Source organism: Hymenobacter gelipurpurascens, assembly GCF_900187375.1.
GTDB lineage: Bacteria > Bacteroidota > Bacteroidia > Cytophagales > Hymenobacteraceae > Hymenobacter > Hymenobacter gelipurpurascens.
Genome location: NZ_FYEW01000002.1, coordinates 521,583 through 537,082 on the forward strand (window position 1 = coordinate 521,583; position 15,500 = coordinate 537,082).

Here is a 15,500-nt window from a genome sequence, read left to right on the forward strand (position 1 = left end):
AGAAATAAGAAGTGGCCTACCCAAAGAAAGGGACGACTAAGTCGTCTCTTTTTTTTGTTTATCCGTTAAAGAAAGTGAACTACTAACACCCGTTAGTTTGTATTCATCAAACAAACTTTTGTATCTTTCATTCATCTTGGCAAAAGGGAATTTATACACTTAAGCCATTTTTAAGCTTATCCGTATAGAGGCCCAATTCCGGATGAAACGTTCTGTTCTAACCCGCTTTTTTGAAAACCAACTTCACCATGCTTGAGTACGCCAAAACCATCCTGCTCAAAGTGAGCTTCGACAAAATCTTGTTCGAAAAGGAATTGCGTAAGGCCCTGCGGATGTTGGTTCCGATGGAATTATCGGAGCTGAAATCCTGGTGCTACCAGCAATTCTCGAAGGTGTACAGCCGCATTTTGAACCGCGTGTTTGTGCAGACGGCGTAGGGCTTCAGCAAAGCTCTACCAACAACCGGCCCCCGTCCGGTTCGCTCCAGTTGCCACGGCAGCTCTGGGCGAACCGGACGGGGGTTCCGTTTTTCAGATGCTTTCGGGACAGGCCTAGGCCACTTCTACAACGTCCTATCGGGCACATCCTCGCCCGTCACGAACTTGATGTTGCGCGTGAGGCCCGCGTAGCCCGTACGCTTCACCGCCGACTGCCGAAATAGCTCCGAGAACAACTCGTGCGTGATTTCGCGCCAGTCGCCGGCCGTGAGGTCCTTGAGGCCAGGGTGGGCGTTGAACTGCGGCTCCTGGTGGGGCTTCGAGAAGCGGTTCCAGGGGCACACGTCCTGGCAGATGTCGCAGCCGAACACCCAGTTCCCAAATTTGCCTTCTACTTCCCGCGGTATCTGGTCCTTCAGCTCAATGGTGAAGTAGCTGATGCACTTGCTGCCATCGACGACGTAGGGCTCCGTGATGGCCTGGGTCGGGCAAGCGTCCATACACTTGGTGCAGGTGCCGCAGTAGTCCTTAATGGGACCGTCGTAGGCCAGTTCTACATCCACGATCAGTTCGGCAATGAAGAAGAACGAGCCTACGCCGGGCCGGATGAGGTTGCTATTCTTACCTACCCAACCTAGGCCACTCTTCTTGGCCCACGCCTTATCCATCACCGGCGCCGAATCCACGAAGCACCGCCCGCCTACCTCTCCTATCTCCTCCTGCATATCATGTAGCAGGGTCTTGAGCTTGTCTTTAATGACGAAGTGGTAGTCGCGGCCGTAGGCGTATTTGCTGACTTTGAGCGTGTCGTCGGGCTGCTGGGTTTCTTCGGGCGGGTAGTAGTTGAGCAGCAGCGAAATCACCGACTTGGCCCCATCTACCAGCAGGCGCGGGTCAAGGCGCTTATCGAAGTGGTTGGCCATGTAGGCCATCTGCCCGTGCATCTGGCCATTCAGCCAGTTCTCCAGCCGCGGCGCTTCTTCCTCCAGAAAGTCCGCCTTCGAGATACCGCAGTACATAAAGCCCAGCTCCGCCGCGCGGCGCTTAATGAAAGCAGTATAATGAGCGGTGGGAAGCATGGTACTATCGGCGGGCTATCTACAAAAATACGTCATCCTGAGCAGAGCGAAGGAACTTATAACAACTGAACGACTGGCCTAGCCTCTCGTGCTTACGTTATAAGATCCTTCGCTCTGCTCAGGATGACGATCTTTTACTATGGCTTTAGTTCTGGCCTAGGCCTACTCGAACAAGTCGCCGGCTACATTACCGCGCAGGTGCTGGGGCATGGGGCGGCCGAGGTGCTTGTACGCGTTTTCCGTAGCCTCGCGGCCGCGGCTGGTGCGCTTGATAAAGCCTTCCTGAATCAGGAATGGCTCGTACACTTCCTCGATTGTTTCAGCCTCATCGCCGCAAGCCGTGGCGATGGTGGATAGGCCTACGGGGCCGCCTTTGAACTTATCGATGATGGTGGTCAGGATGCGGATGTCCATTTCGTCGAGGCCGTTCTGGTCTACGTCCAAGGCGTTCAGGGCGAAGTGGGCAATGTCCTGCGTGATAGTGCCGGTACCTTTGATCTGGGCAAAGTCGCGGGTACGACGCAGCAGATTGTTGGCGATACGCGGCGTACCGCGCGAGCGGCGGGCAATTTCAAAGGCCGCGTCGTCGTAAATCGGGGTACCCAGAATCTCAGCCGAGCGCTTCACGATACTAGTCAGCAGCTTGGAATCATAATACTCCAAACGGGAGCTGATACCGAAACGCGCCCGTAGCGGTGAAGTGAGCATGCCGGAGCGCGTGGTGGCGCCAATCAGCGTGAAGGGCGACAGCGAAATCTGCACGGAACGCGCATTCGGACCCGAATCGAGCATGATGTCGATGCGGTAGTCCTCCATGGCCGAGTACAGGTACTCTTCCACCACCGGGTTCAGGCGGTGAATCTCATCAATGAAGAGCACGTCATTCGGCTCCAAGTTGGTGAGCAGGCCGGCCAGGTCGGAAGGCTTGTCGAGCACCGGGCCGCTGGTCATTTTAATGCCAGCTTCCAGCTCGTTAGCGATGATGTGCGAAAGCGTGGTTTTGCCCAGGCCGGGAGGTCCGTGCAGCAACACGTGATCGAGGGCCTCGCCGCGGTGTTTGGCGGCCGCCACGAATACTTTCAGGTTCTCGACCACCTTGCCCTGCCCCGTGAAGTCATCGAAGGAAAGCGGGCGCAAGGCCTTGTCAATGTCTTTGTCGGTGGCGTCGAAGTGTTCGTTACCACCCGTCATATACGGTTCGCGCATAAGCGTAAGTCGGTTCTGTGTGTGTCGAAAGGTAACACCCGAAGCACCGGGTTTGTGCCTTTTTTAGCAAAAAATATTGTCCAATAGCTATTTAAACTAATATCATTAGCAATAGTGGTTTTTAGCTCAACTGCAATGCCTGTAAGAATAGGCTCGATGGCTTGCTTTGTCTATTTTAAGCGGCTGATTCGCTTTCTAAGCCTGCACATGCTTACTTTTTTCCTGATGCGTCGTCTGTTGTTCTTTTTGGTTTTGCTGGCTGTTTCTTTCCGGGTTTCGGCACAATCAGTAACGCCGCGCCTCATGCCTACTGAACGGCTGCTGCTGAAACTGGCACCGCTCACTCTCTTTGATCCTAATACCAGCGCATTGCTCTTGGGCGTGGAGTTTCGGCCGGTGCCGCGCGTTGGGTTGGAGCTGGATTATGGCTTCCGGTTTACGCCTTTGCGGGTATTCAATTGGAACATCAAGAAAGAAAATATGCGCTACCAGAAGTTTAAAGCTGAAGGTCGCTTTTACTTCCCGCGCACCGAGCAAAAACAATGGTACATAGCGGCCGAAGGCTTTTATGTGCCCGAGGAATATGACCTGCGCAACAGCAACTTCTACCGCAACGGCGAGTTCCGCGCCTACGAGCAGGCCCACATCGAAAAAACGATTGAAGGCGGCGCCCTGAAAGCCGGCATGATGCGCCGCCTGGGTCAGCGTTTCTGGCTGGATGCGGCCCTGGGCCTGGGCTTCCGGCGCATTGAAACCGTGTATACTACCCAAAACGAGCGCGCCGGCGACTACCTCTACGATGCGCCGGAGCAGAACTTTCTGAGCAAAACACCCGACCCTGGCGTGAAGAAAACCGTGCATCCTGCCCTAGCATTACGGGTGGCCTACAGCATCCTGAAGTAGTAAAAGAGTGGCCTAGACTGGCAGAACAGCTTTTTGGCTTTACGCAAGCGTCAGTAGCTCCCTAACTGTCGGCCCGTAACTTGCGCCTCCATCAGTTTCTGTTGCATGCCCTCATCCGCTTCCCCTTCCTGGCTCGATACCCTTCCGCTTGATTTCTACGACCAGCTGGCGCACTGCCTGAGCCTGCACGGCATGGCGGCCGCCGAGCTGCTTAGCCGCCCGGCCACAGCCCTCACGCAGCAACTGACGGACCTGACTGGCCTACGCTCCGCAGATGTGCAGCGGCTTAACGAAATTCAGAACCATGAGCAGCTGCTGGCAGCGCTCCGCACCGAGCCGCTGGCGTTGTATCATCTGCTGCTGTTGGGCCGACTCACCCTGGAAACGTCGTTGGCGACGCCTGTACTGGCCTATGTGCAGCAACAGATGACCATTTCAGAAGAGCAGTTGCACACCCTGAACAACTATTGCCTGGAGCTCAGCGGCGCTTTCCTGACGACATTGGAAGAGCATTTGCCTGCTCCGGCGGGGGCGGCTTCCCTAGGCCTGCATCGGCTGCGAGTGGAGGAAATTTTCGCCGAGTACGTGGCTCAGATACCCGTGCCGGTGCCGCCAGCGGCTAACCTGCGCCTGACGGAGCCGCAGCTGCAGATGCTGCGCCTCTCGCTACTGTTGGTACATAGCCTGCCCCAAGCCGCCGACCACCCATTTATGCGTGCCGTAGGCCAGTTCAAGAACCTGCAGCCCGAAGCGCTGGAGCCGCTGCTGGAGCATTTGGGCCGGGCTCACGCACAGGAGCAGCTTACCCTCACTATGCCCGAGCTGATTCAGCTGTACCAGGGCATGCAGGTGTGCGGGATGGTGTTCGTATCGGATGTGATGGCGCGCATTGGCCTGGAAGAGCTTTTTCCGACGCTGCCCGCCGATGCCGACGCCGCTACCACCGAAGCCGCGCCCGCCAGCCACCGCCAGGCCGTGGGCGAAATGGTGACCGGTTTCACGCGCTGGGTGCAGCATACCTTCCCCGATTCGCCCGAAATTGCGCAAGCTCGCGAGGAAGTGTTGGCCCTGGCCGATTTGCTGTAGGCCAGTAGAAAGTGGCCTAGGCGCGCTCCAGCAGCACTTCTATCTCCAGATGCAGCCACTCGTCTTCCCAGGCTTTGTGCGTGAGTCGGGCCGCTACGGGGTAGCCCGCATCGAGTAGGCGCGCCACGGTTTCGTTGCGGCCTTCGGGCAGGTAGCCGAGCCAGAAGGCGTCGGGGCCGGCAGTGTACACCCGCACAGCCCAGTCGTCGTAGGCACTGTCAGCTTCGCGCTGCAGCATCAGCGGCTGATTGGGCTGCAACTGCGGCTCCAGTTCCCGTAGGCCAGTACGGTGGGTAGTACCGGCCACCAGACATTCAAGCAAAACCAAAGACTCGGGCGTAGACGTGGACATAGGGTGCAAGTGAAGATTGAGGCCGTAAAATACGCCTACTCGCCACAATTTCTTCGTCGGCCTGTTCTAGGCCACTCTAGGCCCCGCTGCACAACCTATTTTCGCGGTCAAAGTACCTGTGTGTTCTATGTATAGCAAAACGGAAGTCACCCAACTACGCCAGGCCTTCTGGACCACCTTTGGGCAGTATATGCAGCCAGTGCCTTCGGCCGAAGGCGTACCCACCAACTGGATTAACTACAAAACCGGCCTCAAGCACGTGTACTTCCGCCTGCACGCCGACGGCCGCCACGCCACCATCGGCATCGAGCTGACGCATCCTGACTCCGATATCAGGGAGCTGTTTTTCGAGCAGTTTGAGGCACTGAAGTTGGTGCTGCACGAAACTGTAGGAGAGCAGTGGATCTGGGAGCCCGCTGCGGAAGATGCCAACGGCCACTCCATCAGCCGGATTTACCAAGAGCTGCGCCCTGCCAACCTGTTCAGCCGCGACGACTGGCCTAGGCTCATCTCCTTCTTCAAACCCCGCCTGATAGCCCTGGATGAGTTCTGGAGCACGGCCCAATACGCGTTTGATGAGTTGCGTTAGGCCACTTAGCTAATACCCAAATCCATGGTGAAGCTATCCGTAAGCAGAATTTTGGGTACACCAATGCCGCAATTATCTGCAGTGATACCTACTACTACCCGTTGCACCTCGTACAGACTCGTGGGCTCAGAAAGCAACTGCTGGTAGTTTTCAGAAAGCAGCCAGTCTACTAGGTCATCCAGGGTGTAATCTGTATGCTTATGTGGGCGGGCCGGAACGGTTGTGGAATGCAGCACCCGATGCCACCAGGACTTAACCTGTGTGGCTACAGGCTCTGATAGATCTGGAACCTCTAAGTCTGTATAAGTCTGAAGCTGTTGGCGTATGGCGCGCCGGTTGGGCATAGGCCACAAAGCCTGCAGAGAGGAGGCCCCGGATACTGGGTTGTTTTCATCCGTTATGCACTGGACTACCTGAGCCAGCAAAAGAGAGTGCGCATTAGTTCGTGCTGGACTGGAGTTGCAGCCAAGTTGCTGCGTAAAGTAGGCAGCAACTTTTCCCACCTGCGAGAGTCCTTCCGCTACTCGGTCAGGCACCGACAGGCCGAAGAATCTTTCAAAAGCTACAAGCAGCTCGACTGAATCAAGTCCCATGAATCGTTATACTATATCTGTTTAATCACTCGATTACAGAATACAGTTTACCTTCTCGACGCCATCCATTTGGGCCTTTTTTATAAACCCATATGTCCCATCCATCATAGTAACTCACCGACACCACTGCGCTTTTGAAGTCGCGTGAGAACAACATTCCCCAAATCTCGAACCTACGGTTAGAGCCGTATAGATGGAGCAGGGAGTCATAACGCTTATACTCTTCACTCGACTCCAGTCTTTTGTTATACTGGGCACCAAGTGGTGTAAGAGTATCTTTCGTAATTATATGCACCCAGTTTTGCGGGAAGCGGCCTAGTTTAAATTTAAACTCTCGAACAGCTGGCAATTGCTGTTGCATATAGAGTATATCAGCTGGCTTGAAGTAGCGAAGCAAAGAATTAAATTGATCTGTCTCTTTACCAGACAGCATAAACTTCTCAGTTTGCGTGAAATAGTATGAGTTTGGATGAGCCGATAGATATACTCTTACCCCTAACGTATCGGGCAATTGCGCAGGTACTAAAACGGATATTGGACGTAAATCTTCGACGATGGTAGAAGCAAGCTGATACTGCAGAGCTTCTGGCACTTTCTGTCCGTAGCAAGCACTAACTTTCCATAGCACCAGCAAACCTATCATGAGCAGGTTCTTCATAGCAGTAAACATAAATGAAAACGGCCGCTCTGCTTCCAGAACGGCCGTTTCAATGTAGTATTTCTCAAGCTTACTTGAACGCCTGAATACCGGTGATATCAGCACCCGTGATGAGCAGGTGGATGTCGTGGGTGCCTTCGTAGGTCACTACCGACTCCAAGTTCATCATGTGGCGCATGATGGGGTACTCGCCCGTGATGCCCATGCCGCCGTGAATCTGCCGGGCTTCGCGGGCAATGTGCAGGGCAATTTCTACGGAGTTGCGCTTGGCCATCGAAATCTGGGCCGAGGTGGCTTTGCCTTCGTTTTTGAGCATGCCCAGGCGCCACACCATTAGCTGGGCTTTCGTGATTTCGGTAATCATTTCGGCCAGCTTCTTCTGTTGCAGCTGGAACGAGGCAATCGGCTTACCGAACTGCTCGCGCTGTAAGGAGTACTTCAGTGCCGACTCGTAACAGTCGATAGCCGCCCCCAACGCGCCCCAGGCAATGCCGTAGCGAGCCGAATCGAGGCAGGAGAGCGGGCCTTTGAGGCCGTCGATGTTGGGCAGGATGTTTTCTTTGGGAATGCGCACGTCCTCGAACACCAGCTCGCCGGTGGTGCTAGCGCGCAGGCTCCATTTGTTATGGATTTCGGGGGTGGTGAAACCTTCCATCCCGCGCTCCACGATAACCCCGCGAATGCGGCCGTTGTCGTCTTTGGCCCACACCACGGCCACCTGGCACTCGGGCGAGTTAGATATCCAGAGCTTCGCACCGTTCAGCAGGTAATAATCACCCATATCCTTGATATTGGTGGTCATGCCGCCGGGGTTGGAGCCGTGGTCAGGCTCCGTGAGGCCGAAGCAGCCCAGCCATTCGCCGGAAGCCAGCTTGGGCAGGAACTTGCGGCGCTGCTCCTCCGACCCGTACTGATAGATCGGGAACATGACCAAGGAGCCCTGCACCGAAGCCGTGGAGCGCATACCGGAGTCGCCGCGCTCAATTTCCTGCATAATCAGGCCATAGCTGATGTAGTCTAGGCCACCGCCGCCGTACTCCGTAGGGATGGTAGGCCCGAACGCGCCCACTTCACCAAACTTGCGCACAATCTCGGAGGGAAAGTGCGCCTGCTGGGCCCACTGCTCGATATTAGGCGAAATTTCCTTCTTCACGAAGTCGCGGATACTCTGGCGAATGAGCTTGTGCTCTTCCGTGAGCAGGCCGTCGATGTCGTAATAATCAGTGAAGCCAGCGGCATTCAGGGAGCCTTTGTTTTGCTGTACCTGAGCCTTGGGCGAGAGAACGTCAGCTTGCGAAGACATAGTGAAAAGTGGGTGGGGTTTACTCTCCAAAGATAGGCATTTCAGGCAGGAAGCTCATCCCACCGGCCTGACTGGCCCAGACGCAAAAAACCCTGACCAGAAAGGGGACTAGTCAGGGCTTTGTGGTGCGAGCTGCCAGAGTGGGAATGCCTTAGCCAAACCGGGATAAGCACCAAAAAAGACCAGGAGGCAGATTCCTGATCGGGACATGTCGAACAGAGATATCTGGCAAAGTGTGTGCCGGAAAATAGCTTTGCGCTAATTTTTATAAATAAAGTACCTTTTTACCAAATTCCTTACAAACTGTTGAGGTTAACGCTTAAAAAGCTGCTCTACTTGCCACTTCCACAACACTGACAATACGCCCACTGTTCAGCAGCTTCCGACTTACCAACGGTTTTCAGCATGCCATAAAGTATGGCGCAAAACCTTGGCCTAGGGTCTCGCTAGGCCCGGCTCTAGGCCAGTTGAGCAACGATACGCGCAGCATAAGCTTCGCGCTACACTTTATACAGCTCTAAAAAGCGCCGCAGTATTTCCGCTGGGTATCATGCCTAGTGAAGGCATTCCGTAGGCCACTCAGTTGCGCTGTATTACGTAAGCAAAACCACTACTTTAGCCACCTTGCTACATAGAATTCAATTCTTTCCGTAGAACCCGGGCCCACCTCACTCCCACCACCTGCCATGAGCCACGAGAAAAAGTTGAATGAACTGGAAGCCACGGCCATTTGCGGCAATGACATTTCCTCCTCGTGTCTGTATGTATCGGCGCTAGCCATTGCCTATGCGGGGCAGTACGCCTGGATGGCCCTCCTACTGGTGGGCGCCGTGCTGTTCTTGTTCCGCAAGATTTACGGCGAAGTGGTGGGAGCCTTGCCACTAAACGGCGGGGCCTACAACGTACTCCTGAACACGACCAGCAAGCGTAATGCGGCGCTGGCCGCCTGCCTTACCATTCTGTCGTACATGGCCACGGCGGTTATTTCGGCCAGCGAGGCCATGCATTATCTGCACACACTCTGGCACGGACTGCCCATTATTGGGGCTACGCTGGGGCTGCTAGGCCTGTTTCTGGCCCTCACCATTCTGGGCATATCAGAATCGGCGAAGGTGGCAGTAGGTATTTTTCTGGTCCATCTGATTTCACTTACGCTGCTGGTAGGAGCTACCATCTGGTTCTTGTTCAACAACGGCATCAGCACGCTGTCGTTCAATTTTCAGCAGCCGATACCCGGCGGACATTTGCTCACGGCGCTATTCTTTGGGTTTAGCGCGGCTATGTTGGGTATTTCGGGGTTTGAGAGTTCCGCCAACTTCGTGGAGGAGCAAGCGCCGGGCGTGTTCGGCAAAACCCTGCGCAACATGTGGGTGGTGGTCAGCTTCTTCAATCCCGTTATTGCCTTTCTGGCCGTGGCGGCGCTGCCGCTGGCCGAAGTAGGCCCCAACACCGAAACTCTACTCTCTTACCTGGGCACGAAAACCGGCGGTACCTGGCTGGGCACCCTAATTTCAGTAGATGCTGTGGCCGTACTGAGCGGCGCCGTGCTTACCTCCTTCGTGGGTGTAAGCGGCCTGATGAAGCGCATGACGCTGGACCGCATTCTGCCGCAGGCATTTCTGAAAGAGAACAAGCGCGGCAGCAACTACCTCATCCTCATTGTCTTCTTCCTGCTTTGCGTGTCGGTGCTCATGATTACCAACGGGCAGCTGGGGCCGCTGTCGGGCGTGTATACCATTTCGTTTCTGGCAGTAATGGCGTTTTTTGCGTTGGGCAACTTCCTGCTGAAGAGCAAGCGACCTTTCCTGCCTAGGCCAGTATATGCGGGCGTCCTGACGGTTTCGGTGGCGCTCATCAGTATTTTGCTAGCTCTGTACGGCAACATCAAGCTGCACCCCGACTACCTGATTGTGTTTCTGCAGTATTTCCTGCCGACGATGCTATTGGTGTCCGTCATGCTGAACCGGATTTCCATTCTGAACCTGGGGCTGGCCGCCATCAATTCCTTTGCCGAGCATTCGCCCCGGTTTTCGCGTCTGGGCCGCATTATGGTGCAGCGCAAGCTCCAGCAGCTGCACCAGCAGGAATTCGTGTTTTTCACGAAAGGCGACAACGTCTCGAACCTCAACAAGGTGATGGCCTACGTGGTGGAAAACGAGTTTACCAACCGCCTCAAAATCGTGACGTTACTCAATGAGGGCGAAACGTTTCCGGAGGATTTGCTGAAAGATATTCAAGTGCTGGACCGGGCCTATGAGCAGATTGAGGTAGAGTTTGTGCCCATGGTTGGCCACTTCGGCCCGGAACTCATTGACAAACTCTCAAAGCAGTGGCAAATCCCGAAAAACTTTATGTTCATCGGCTCCCCCGGCGACCGGTTTCCCTACCAAATTTCTGAGCTGGGCGGCGTCCGATTGATCATTTGATGAGGCCTAGGCCGTTGTTGTCATTCCGAGAAGGCACACAGTAACCTAGGCCAGTTGTCATTGCGAGGACGAAGGACGAAGCAATCTTTCCTTGTCGTAAGCACGACTTCTCAAGAAGCTAAAAAGGCCTTATATCCACTGTGGAGGTAAGGGCTTTTCAGTTAGCTAACAATTGGCGCGACTGGAAGGAAAGATTGCTTCGACACTGGCTTGATGCGCCACTTGCTCGTAATGACACAACTGGCCTAGGCCACATCAACTACCTAAAACTTCACGCCCACGGAGGCCAGAAAATTGCGGGTGGCTTGGGGGAAATACCAGTTGAAGGTCTGCTGCTGGCCATCGGCGCCGGGGTAGCCGTAGGTATAGCCATTGGCCACGTAGCGGCGGTTGAGCACATTATTCACCAACAGGCCCAGCTCAATCTCCTTCACGAACACCGGATGCAAGGCATAGCGCACCCGGAAATCCAGCACTTGGTAGGGCTTGATGCGGCGGTCTTCGCTGGTCGAGTTATCGAGGTATTGGCGGCTCACGGTTTTGTAGAGCAGGGCCACGCGTAGGCCACTCAGCGGCTGTCCTTCCAACGTATGCGCCGAAATCACCGACGGCGAATACGATACCGTGGTGGTGCGGGCCTCAGAGGCTATAACGGGGTTATAGTCGGCATCATAGATTACGTCGCGGTAGTTCAGAATTTGGTTGCGGCTGAGCGTTAGCGTGCTGCTCAGGCTGATTTTATCATCGGCGGAGGCAAAGCCGGTTAGCTCCAGGCCCGTGCGGTAGCTGCGTGCTACGTTAGTGCGCAGGGCCGTTCCTACATCGTTCAGCTGGCCGGTGGCTACCAGCTGGTTGCGGTAGTTCATGTAGAAATAGTTGGCCTCGAAGCGCACGGCCGTGTTGGAGCCCAGCCAATTGGTATTCGGCAACGACAGGCGGTAGCCACCTTCATAATCATCTAGGCGCTCCGGCTTAGCGCTTTGGTCACCGGAGGGGCGGTCGGTGAAGTCGGACCGGACGGGCTCGCGCTGGCCTACGGCATAGCTGGCGTACAGCTGCTGGCCTTCGCTTAGGGTGAAGGTAGCGCCGGCTTTGGGGTTGATGAAGGTGTAGCGCGCACGCGTGGTTACGTCGTTTTGGTCGTCTTCTACGCCATTGATATCATACTTGATCTGGCGTACCTGCACATCACCGTACACCCCTAGCTTGGGCAGCACCTGCCAAGTGGCGCGAGCGTAGGCGTTGTAGTCGGTTTTGAGGGCATCGTTGAAGTAGTAGCGCTGGCGGATGTTGCTGTTAGACGCATACTGCGCCCAGATGACCTCGCCGTAATGGTCGTTGGTGAACTGGTTCCAGGCGCCGCCCAGGGTGGCCTGCAGCTTGTCGTTGTCCTTGGGCTGGTAGTTGAGCGCGAAGGTGCCGCCGTAGAAGTAGTTATCCAGCCACTTGCGGTCAACGAGGTTGGTGCGCGTAATGGTTTGGCCGCCAATCACCACGTCCTCCAGCCCGTAATCCACGAATTTGCGCCGCGCGCGGTAGCTCTCGTAGTAGCCAAAACCCCGGGTTAGGTGCAAGGCCGCACCGATGTTCCAGTCCTGGTCCAGGCCCTGTGAGAGGTGCAGCTGGTAGTGGTTTTGCTGGTAATTGTCCGTCTGGTTGTCGTAGGTATAGTAGCTGTAGCGGCGGCCTTCCTGGCGCACGCGCTGGGCATCGGCTTCGCTTAGCTCGCCGTTATCGATGTACTGCTGCAGCAACTTTTGGTCGCCGGTAATGGCAGGCTCGGGCACGCCGTTCCAGGCCTGGTAGGTTTTCTCACGGCCCGAGAAGGTGATGAACTTGAGCAACGTGTTCTTGGCCTGATATCCCGCCGAGAGGTAATACGACTTCAGATCCGAGGAAGCGCGGTTCATGTAGCCGTCCGTTGCAATCCGCGACAACCGGCCATCTACCGTGAAGTGCTTGCCTAGTAGGCCGGTCCCGAACGACACGTTGTTTTTCCAGGTGTTGAAGGAGCCGAACGTGTTCTGGGTTTCGGCGTAGGCCTCCTGGCGGCTTTCCAGCGTAGAAATGTTGATGCTAGCGCCAAAGGCTGCCCCGCCGTTTTGGCTGGTGCCCACGCCGCGCTGCACCTGCAGGCTGCTGATGGACGACGACAGATCGGGCAGATTCACCAGAAAGGAGCCGTGCGACTCGGCATCGTTCAGCGGCACCCCATTGATGGTCATGTTGATGCCCGTGTTGCTCGTGCCGCGAATGCGGATATCGGTGTAGCCCACGCCCGCGCCGGCATCGGAATTCACTACCACTGAAGGCGTCTGGTCCAGCAGATACGGCAGATCCTGCCCGAAATTCCGTTTGGCCAGGGCCTGCTTGCTCACGTTGGTGTAGGCCGTGGCGGTACGCTCATTGGCGCGGGAAGCCGTTACGAGGGCTTCACCCGTCAGGATGCCGCCGGGTTGGAGCGTGAGCCGCAGCTGTTGCGGTGCTTCCTGGCCTAGCACCCGGCTGACCAGTGGCTCATAGCCCACAAACGTAATGCGCAGCTCGTGCGCGCCAGCGGCCACGGCGGGCAGCGTGAAGGAACCATCTGAGGCAGCAGCTACGGCAGCGCCATCGAGCAGCACGGTGGCGCCGGGCAGGGGCGTACCGGTGCGGGCATCCAGGATGGTGCCGGACACAGGCCCTTGCGCCCATGCCGTGCCGGAGAGAGCCAGCAGGGCCACTCCGGTAGTCAGGAAATTTTTCAACGGTGAAAAATGGAAAAAGTGGAACGGACCAGATGCCAGGGGTCGGCACCTTCGGTTTTTCGCTCGCGGATCGTTTGTTCCCTTCGCCGGCATTACCCGGGCAGGTTCAATGGGTATGATCTCAGCCGCCGGGGCCATTGCTGGCCTGGAGGCACCCCTAAAACTTCTGGCGCAAAGGTAGCCGCTGCTAGGCCACTTGCAAGCCTAGGCCCTATCTACTTTACTTTCGCCTGATAATCATGTACCTTAGGTGACACTCTCCTACGCAGAAAACCAGCCCACAGATAAACAACTATCCCCGCGTCTGCGTTAATCTGCTATAGCGCGTCGTGTCCCATCCGTCCGACTTTTAACCTCTAACCGCCATGAACATCATCGTTTATATGCTCGTGGTTTTGGCCATTCTGGTCTACTTCCTTCTGTCGCCGCGCCGCCGTTTCCGGCAGCCTCCTTCCCCCGACAACGACGACGATGGCGGCGAACCGCTCGATGATGGCCTACCCGACCTCGACCTCCCCCCTGGTATTACGCGCCCCATCAACGACTGGGAACCAGACTACGGCCGGCGCCCTCCTACTCCCGTCCGCCCCACCGAGCCTATGCTGCTCTAGGCCACTTCGGAGAAGCGTAGAAACAGTTAAAACCAGACCGTCATGCTGAGCTTGTCGAAGCATCTCTACCGAGGCTAATCAAAAGAGTTAGCACGGCGGTAGAGATGCTTCGACAAGCTCAGCATGACGGTCTGGTTTTTACCTATACCACACGCCGCTGGCCCACAGGCCTAGGGCTAGATAATCGGGTCGTTCAGGTCACGGGCCATGCGCATGTAGGGAATGGTACCCCGGTGGAAGCGGTTGCCTTCCGGCTCCAGGCCAAAGGCGCGGTAGAAGGCTTCATTCACGGCGCGGGCGTCGCACCAGATACGCTTAGCGCCTTTAGTGCGGGCATATTCCATTACGTGGCGCAAGAGCTGCGAGCCAATACCCTTACCCTGGCAGTCGGGGCGGGTGGCGAACTTGCGGAACCGGGCCACGTTGCCTTCAATGAACAGGGAAATAACCGACACCAGCAGGCCATTGCTGAAAGCCCCGAAATGGTGGCCCTGGTCGTCGGAGTTCAGCTTAACATATTCAAGCGTTTCCTGGGGCCAGAGCACTTGATGACGGAGTGGATACGTTTCGGTAGCCGTAATGGGACGAATTTGCACTATGGTTGACATTCAGACCTGAAAAAATTACTCCGCAGTGATGCTGTAGGAGGTTGAAAATTGTTGGTGAGGAGCCAGCGTCAGAATCCCTTCTTTGTCGGCTAGCTCCCCGGTTTCGGAAGTAGAGCTGGCAATACCGTGCCAGGGCTCAATGCACACAAAAGGCGCCTGCGGGCCTTTCGTCCAGAGCCCCAGGTACGGAAAACCATCGAAGCGCACCCGCACGCCGCGGCCGGAGCGTCGGCTGCGCAGCGTTACGTGCGTGAAGTCGAAGTGCTGGAGCACCAAGGCATCTTGGGCAAATAGCTCGTAGCTCAGCGGTAGGGTGTCTTGTTGCTCCAGCAGCGGCGCGGTTAGGCCGTTCAGCAGGCCACCATCCAGCAAATACCGCTCGGCCGTGACGGGCTGATCGAAGACAAAATCGTAATCTTCGAAGGTTTCGCCTTCTACCAACGGGCAGCGGAACGCGGGGTGTGCCCCAATGCTGAACAACAGCTCATCGGTGCCGGGGTTTTCGATATCCCAACCAATAGTGAGCATGGTGCCCGCCAGCCGGTAGCTGATGCGCAGTACAAAATCGAAGGGGTACATCTTGCGGCTTTCCGCATCGGCGAGTAGCTCAAAGGCGATGGCGGTGCCCGAGTGGCTGTGCAACGTAAACTCCCGGTCGCGGGCGAAACCGTGCTGGCCTAGGCCATACGTCTGGCCTTCGTGCGTAAACGCATCGTTCGGCAGGCGGCCTACAATGGGGAACAGCACGGGCGCGTGGCGGCCCCACACGGCGGGGTCGGCGGCCCAGATATACTCCAGATTATCGAGGTCTTTGCGGATGAAGCTGCTGAGCTCCGCCCCGTGGGAGTTGATGCCCACACGGCATTGTTCGTTTTCGAGGAAATACGTCATTCAATAGCAAG

15 protein-coding genes and 1 riboswitch are annotated in these 15,500 nt (G+C 56.1%); of the genes, 6 read left to right on the forward strand and 9 right to left on the reverse strand.

The window, feature by feature from the left end:
• Positions 1–248: 248 nt before the first annotated feature.
• Entirely contained in the window at positions 249–437 is a 189-nt protein-coding gene (locus tag CFT68_RS13955) for a hypothetical protein (protein WP_088845085.1), read from the forward strand.
• A gap of 125 nt (positions 438–562) precedes the next feature.
• Here CFT68_RS13955 and queG read toward each other — a convergent pair whose 3' ends face one another.
• Both queG and ruvB read right to left on the reverse strand, forming a co-directional pair.
• Positions 563–1,516, reverse strand: a complete 954-nt coding sequence (gene queG, locus CFT68_RS13960) for a tRNA epoxyqueuosine(34) reductase QueG (RefSeq protein ID WP_088844169.1) — start codon at positions 1,514–1,516, stop codon at positions 563–565.
• 162 nt (positions 1,517–1,678) lie between these two features.
• Positions 1,679–2,722 carry a Holliday junction branch migration DNA helicase RuvB gene (ruvB, locus tag CFT68_RS13965; RefSeq protein ID WP_088844170.1) on the reverse strand — a complete coding sequence of 348 codons (1,044 nt, stop codon included), beginning with the start codon at positions 2,720–2,722 and terminating at the stop codon, positions 1,679–1,681.
• A 207-nt stretch (positions 2,723–2,929) separates the two neighbouring features.
• Between ruvB and CFT68_RS13970 the strand changes: the two genes are divergently transcribed.
• Both CFT68_RS13970 and CFT68_RS13975 read left to right on the forward strand, forming a co-directional pair.
• Positions 2,930–3,625 carry a DUF3575 domain-containing protein gene (locus tag CFT68_RS13970; RefSeq protein WP_170934809.1) on the forward strand — a complete coding sequence of 232 codons (696 nt, stop codon included), beginning with the start codon at positions 2,930–2,932 and terminating at the stop codon, positions 3,623–3,625.
• 105 nt (positions 3,626–3,730) lie between these two features.
• Entirely contained in the window at positions 3,731–4,711 is a 981-nt protein-coding gene (locus CFT68_RS13975) for a hypothetical protein (RefSeq protein ID WP_088844172.1), read from the forward strand.
• A gap of 16 nt (positions 4,712–4,727) precedes the next feature.
• On the opposite strand, the gene CFT68_RS13980 is transcribed toward CFT68_RS13975, so the two are convergent.
• Positions 4,728–5,063, reverse strand: coding sequence for an HIRAN domain-containing protein (locus tag CFT68_RS13980; RefSeq protein WP_088844173.1), 336 nt, complete (start codon positions 5,061–5,063; stop codon positions 4,728–4,730).
• Between the two features lie 127 nt (positions 5,064–5,190).
• Here CFT68_RS13980 and CFT68_RS13985 point away from each other — a divergent pair, with 127 nt between their 5' ends.
• Positions 5,191–5,652, forward strand: a complete 462-nt coding sequence (locus tag CFT68_RS13985) for a DUF4268 domain-containing protein (protein ID WP_088844174.1) — start codon at positions 5,191–5,193, stop codon at positions 5,650–5,652.
• 5 nt (positions 5,653–5,657) lie between these two features.
• Here CFT68_RS13985 and CFT68_RS13990 read toward each other — a convergent pair whose 3' ends face one another.
• From CFT68_RS13990 to CFT68_RS14000, 3 genes are all read right to left on the reverse strand, one after another.
• Positions 5,658–5,888: a hypothetical protein gene (locus CFT68_RS13990; protein ID WP_088844175.1), complete on the reverse strand. Its 231-nt coding sequence runs from the start codon at positions 5,886–5,888 to the stop codon at positions 5,658–5,660.
• Positions 5,889–6,270: 382 nt separating this feature from the next.
• The gene (locus CFT68_RS13995) at positions 6,271–6,903 is read right to left on the reverse strand and encodes a hypothetical protein (protein WP_088844176.1); all 633 of its coding nucleotides are present in this window, start codon (positions 6,901–6,903) and stop codon (positions 6,271–6,273) included.
• A 70-nt stretch (positions 6,904–6,973) separates the two neighbouring features.
• Positions 6,974–8,206 (reverse strand): acyl-CoA dehydrogenase family protein, encoded by a 1,233-nt coding sequence (locus tag CFT68_RS14000; protein WP_245815394.1) that lies wholly within the window; start codon positions 8,204–8,206, stop codon positions 6,974–6,976.
• 686 nt (positions 8,207–8,892) lie between these two features.
• Here CFT68_RS14000 and CFT68_RS14005 point away from each other — a divergent pair.
• Positions 8,893–10,632 carry an APC family permease gene (locus tag CFT68_RS14005; protein ID WP_088844177.1) on the forward strand — a complete coding sequence of 580 codons (1,740 nt, stop codon included), beginning with the start codon at positions 8,893–8,895 and terminating at the stop codon, positions 10,630–10,632.
• A gap of 263 nt (positions 10,633–10,895) precedes the next feature.
• Here the strand turns inward: CFT68_RS14005 and CFT68_RS14010 are convergent, their stop codons facing one another.
• Complete coding sequence (locus CFT68_RS14010; protein WP_088844178.1) at positions 10,896–13,379, reverse strand: TonB-dependent receptor; 2,484 nt, start codon at positions 13,377–13,379, stop codon at positions 10,896–10,898.
• A gap of 60 nt (positions 13,380–13,439) precedes the next feature.
• Positions 13,440–13,548: riboswitch (TPP riboswitch) on the reverse strand.
• Between the two features lie 196 nt (positions 13,549–13,744).
• Here CFT68_RS14010 and CFT68_RS14015 point away from each other — a divergent pair.
• Positions 13,745–13,990 (forward strand): hypothetical protein, encoded by a 246-nt coding sequence (locus tag CFT68_RS14015; protein ID WP_088844179.1) that lies wholly within the window; start codon positions 13,745–13,747, stop codon positions 13,988–13,990.
• A 176-nt stretch (positions 13,991–14,166) separates the two neighbouring features.
• Here CFT68_RS14015 and CFT68_RS14020 read toward each other — a convergent pair whose 3' ends face one another.
• The gene (locus tag CFT68_RS14020; RefSeq protein WP_088844180.1) at positions 14,167–14,598 is read right to left on the reverse strand and encodes a GNAT family N-acetyltransferase; all 432 of its coding nucleotides are present in this window, start codon (positions 14,596–14,598) and stop codon (positions 14,167–14,169) included.
• 15 nt (positions 14,599–14,613) lie between these two features.
• Positions 14,614–15,489: an aldose 1-epimerase family protein gene (locus CFT68_RS14025; RefSeq protein WP_088844181.1), complete on the reverse strand. Its 876-nt coding sequence runs from the start codon at positions 15,487–15,489 to the stop codon at positions 14,614–14,616.
• Between the last annotated feature and the right edge of the window lie 11 nt (positions 15,490–15,500).

Bases quoted from the DNA above. Each gene is read 5' to 3' on its own strand.
- CFT68_RS13955 (WP_088845085.1), top strand. From the start codon at position 249: ATGCTTGAGTACGCCAAAACCATCCTGCTCAAAGTGAGCTTCGACAAA.
- queG (WP_088844169.1), bottom strand. From the start codon at position 1,516: ATGCTTCCCACCGCTCATTATACTGCTTTCATTAAGCGCCGCGCGGCG.
- ruvB (WP_088844170.1), bottom strand. From the start codon at position 2,722: ATGCGCGAACCGTATATGACGGGTGGTAACGAACACTTCGACGCCACC.
- CFT68_RS13970 (WP_170934809.1), top strand. From the start codon at position 2,930: ATGCTTACTTTTTTCCTGATGCGTCGTCTGTTGTTCTTTTTGGTTTTG.
- CFT68_RS13975 (WP_088844172.1), top strand. From the start codon at position 3,731: ATGCCCTCATCCGCTTCCCCTTCCTGGCTCGATACCCTTCCGCTTGAT.
- CFT68_RS13980 (WP_088844173.1), bottom strand. From the start codon at position 5,063: ATGTCCACGTCTACGCCCGAGTCTTTGGTTTTGCTTGAATGTCTGGTG.
- CFT68_RS13985 (WP_088844174.1), top strand. From the start codon at position 5,191: ATGTATAGCAAAACGGAAGTCACCCAACTACGCCAGGCCTTCTGGACC.
- CFT68_RS13995 (WP_088844176.1), bottom strand. From the start codon at position 6,903: ATGAAGAACCTGCTCATGATAGGTTTGCTGGTGCTATGGAAAGTTAGT.
- CFT68_RS14000 (WP_245815394.1), bottom strand. From the start codon at position 8,206: ATGTCTTCGCAAGCTGACGTTCTCTCGCCCAAGGCTCAGGTACAGCAA.
- CFT68_RS14005 (WP_088844177.1), top strand. From the start codon at position 8,893: ATGAGCCACGAGAAAAAGTTGAATGAACTGGAAGCCACGGCCATTTGC.
- CFT68_RS14015 (WP_088844179.1), top strand. From the start codon at position 13,745: ATGAACATCATCGTTTATATGCTCGTGGTTTTGGCCATTCTGGTCTAC.
- CFT68_RS14020 (WP_088844180.1), bottom strand. From the start codon at position 14,598: ATGTCAACCATAGTGCAAATTCGTCCCATTACGGCTACCGAAACGTAT.
- CFT68_RS14025 (WP_088844181.1), bottom strand. From the start codon at position 15,489: ATGACGTATTTCCTCGAAAACGAACAATGCCGTGTGGGCATCAACTCC.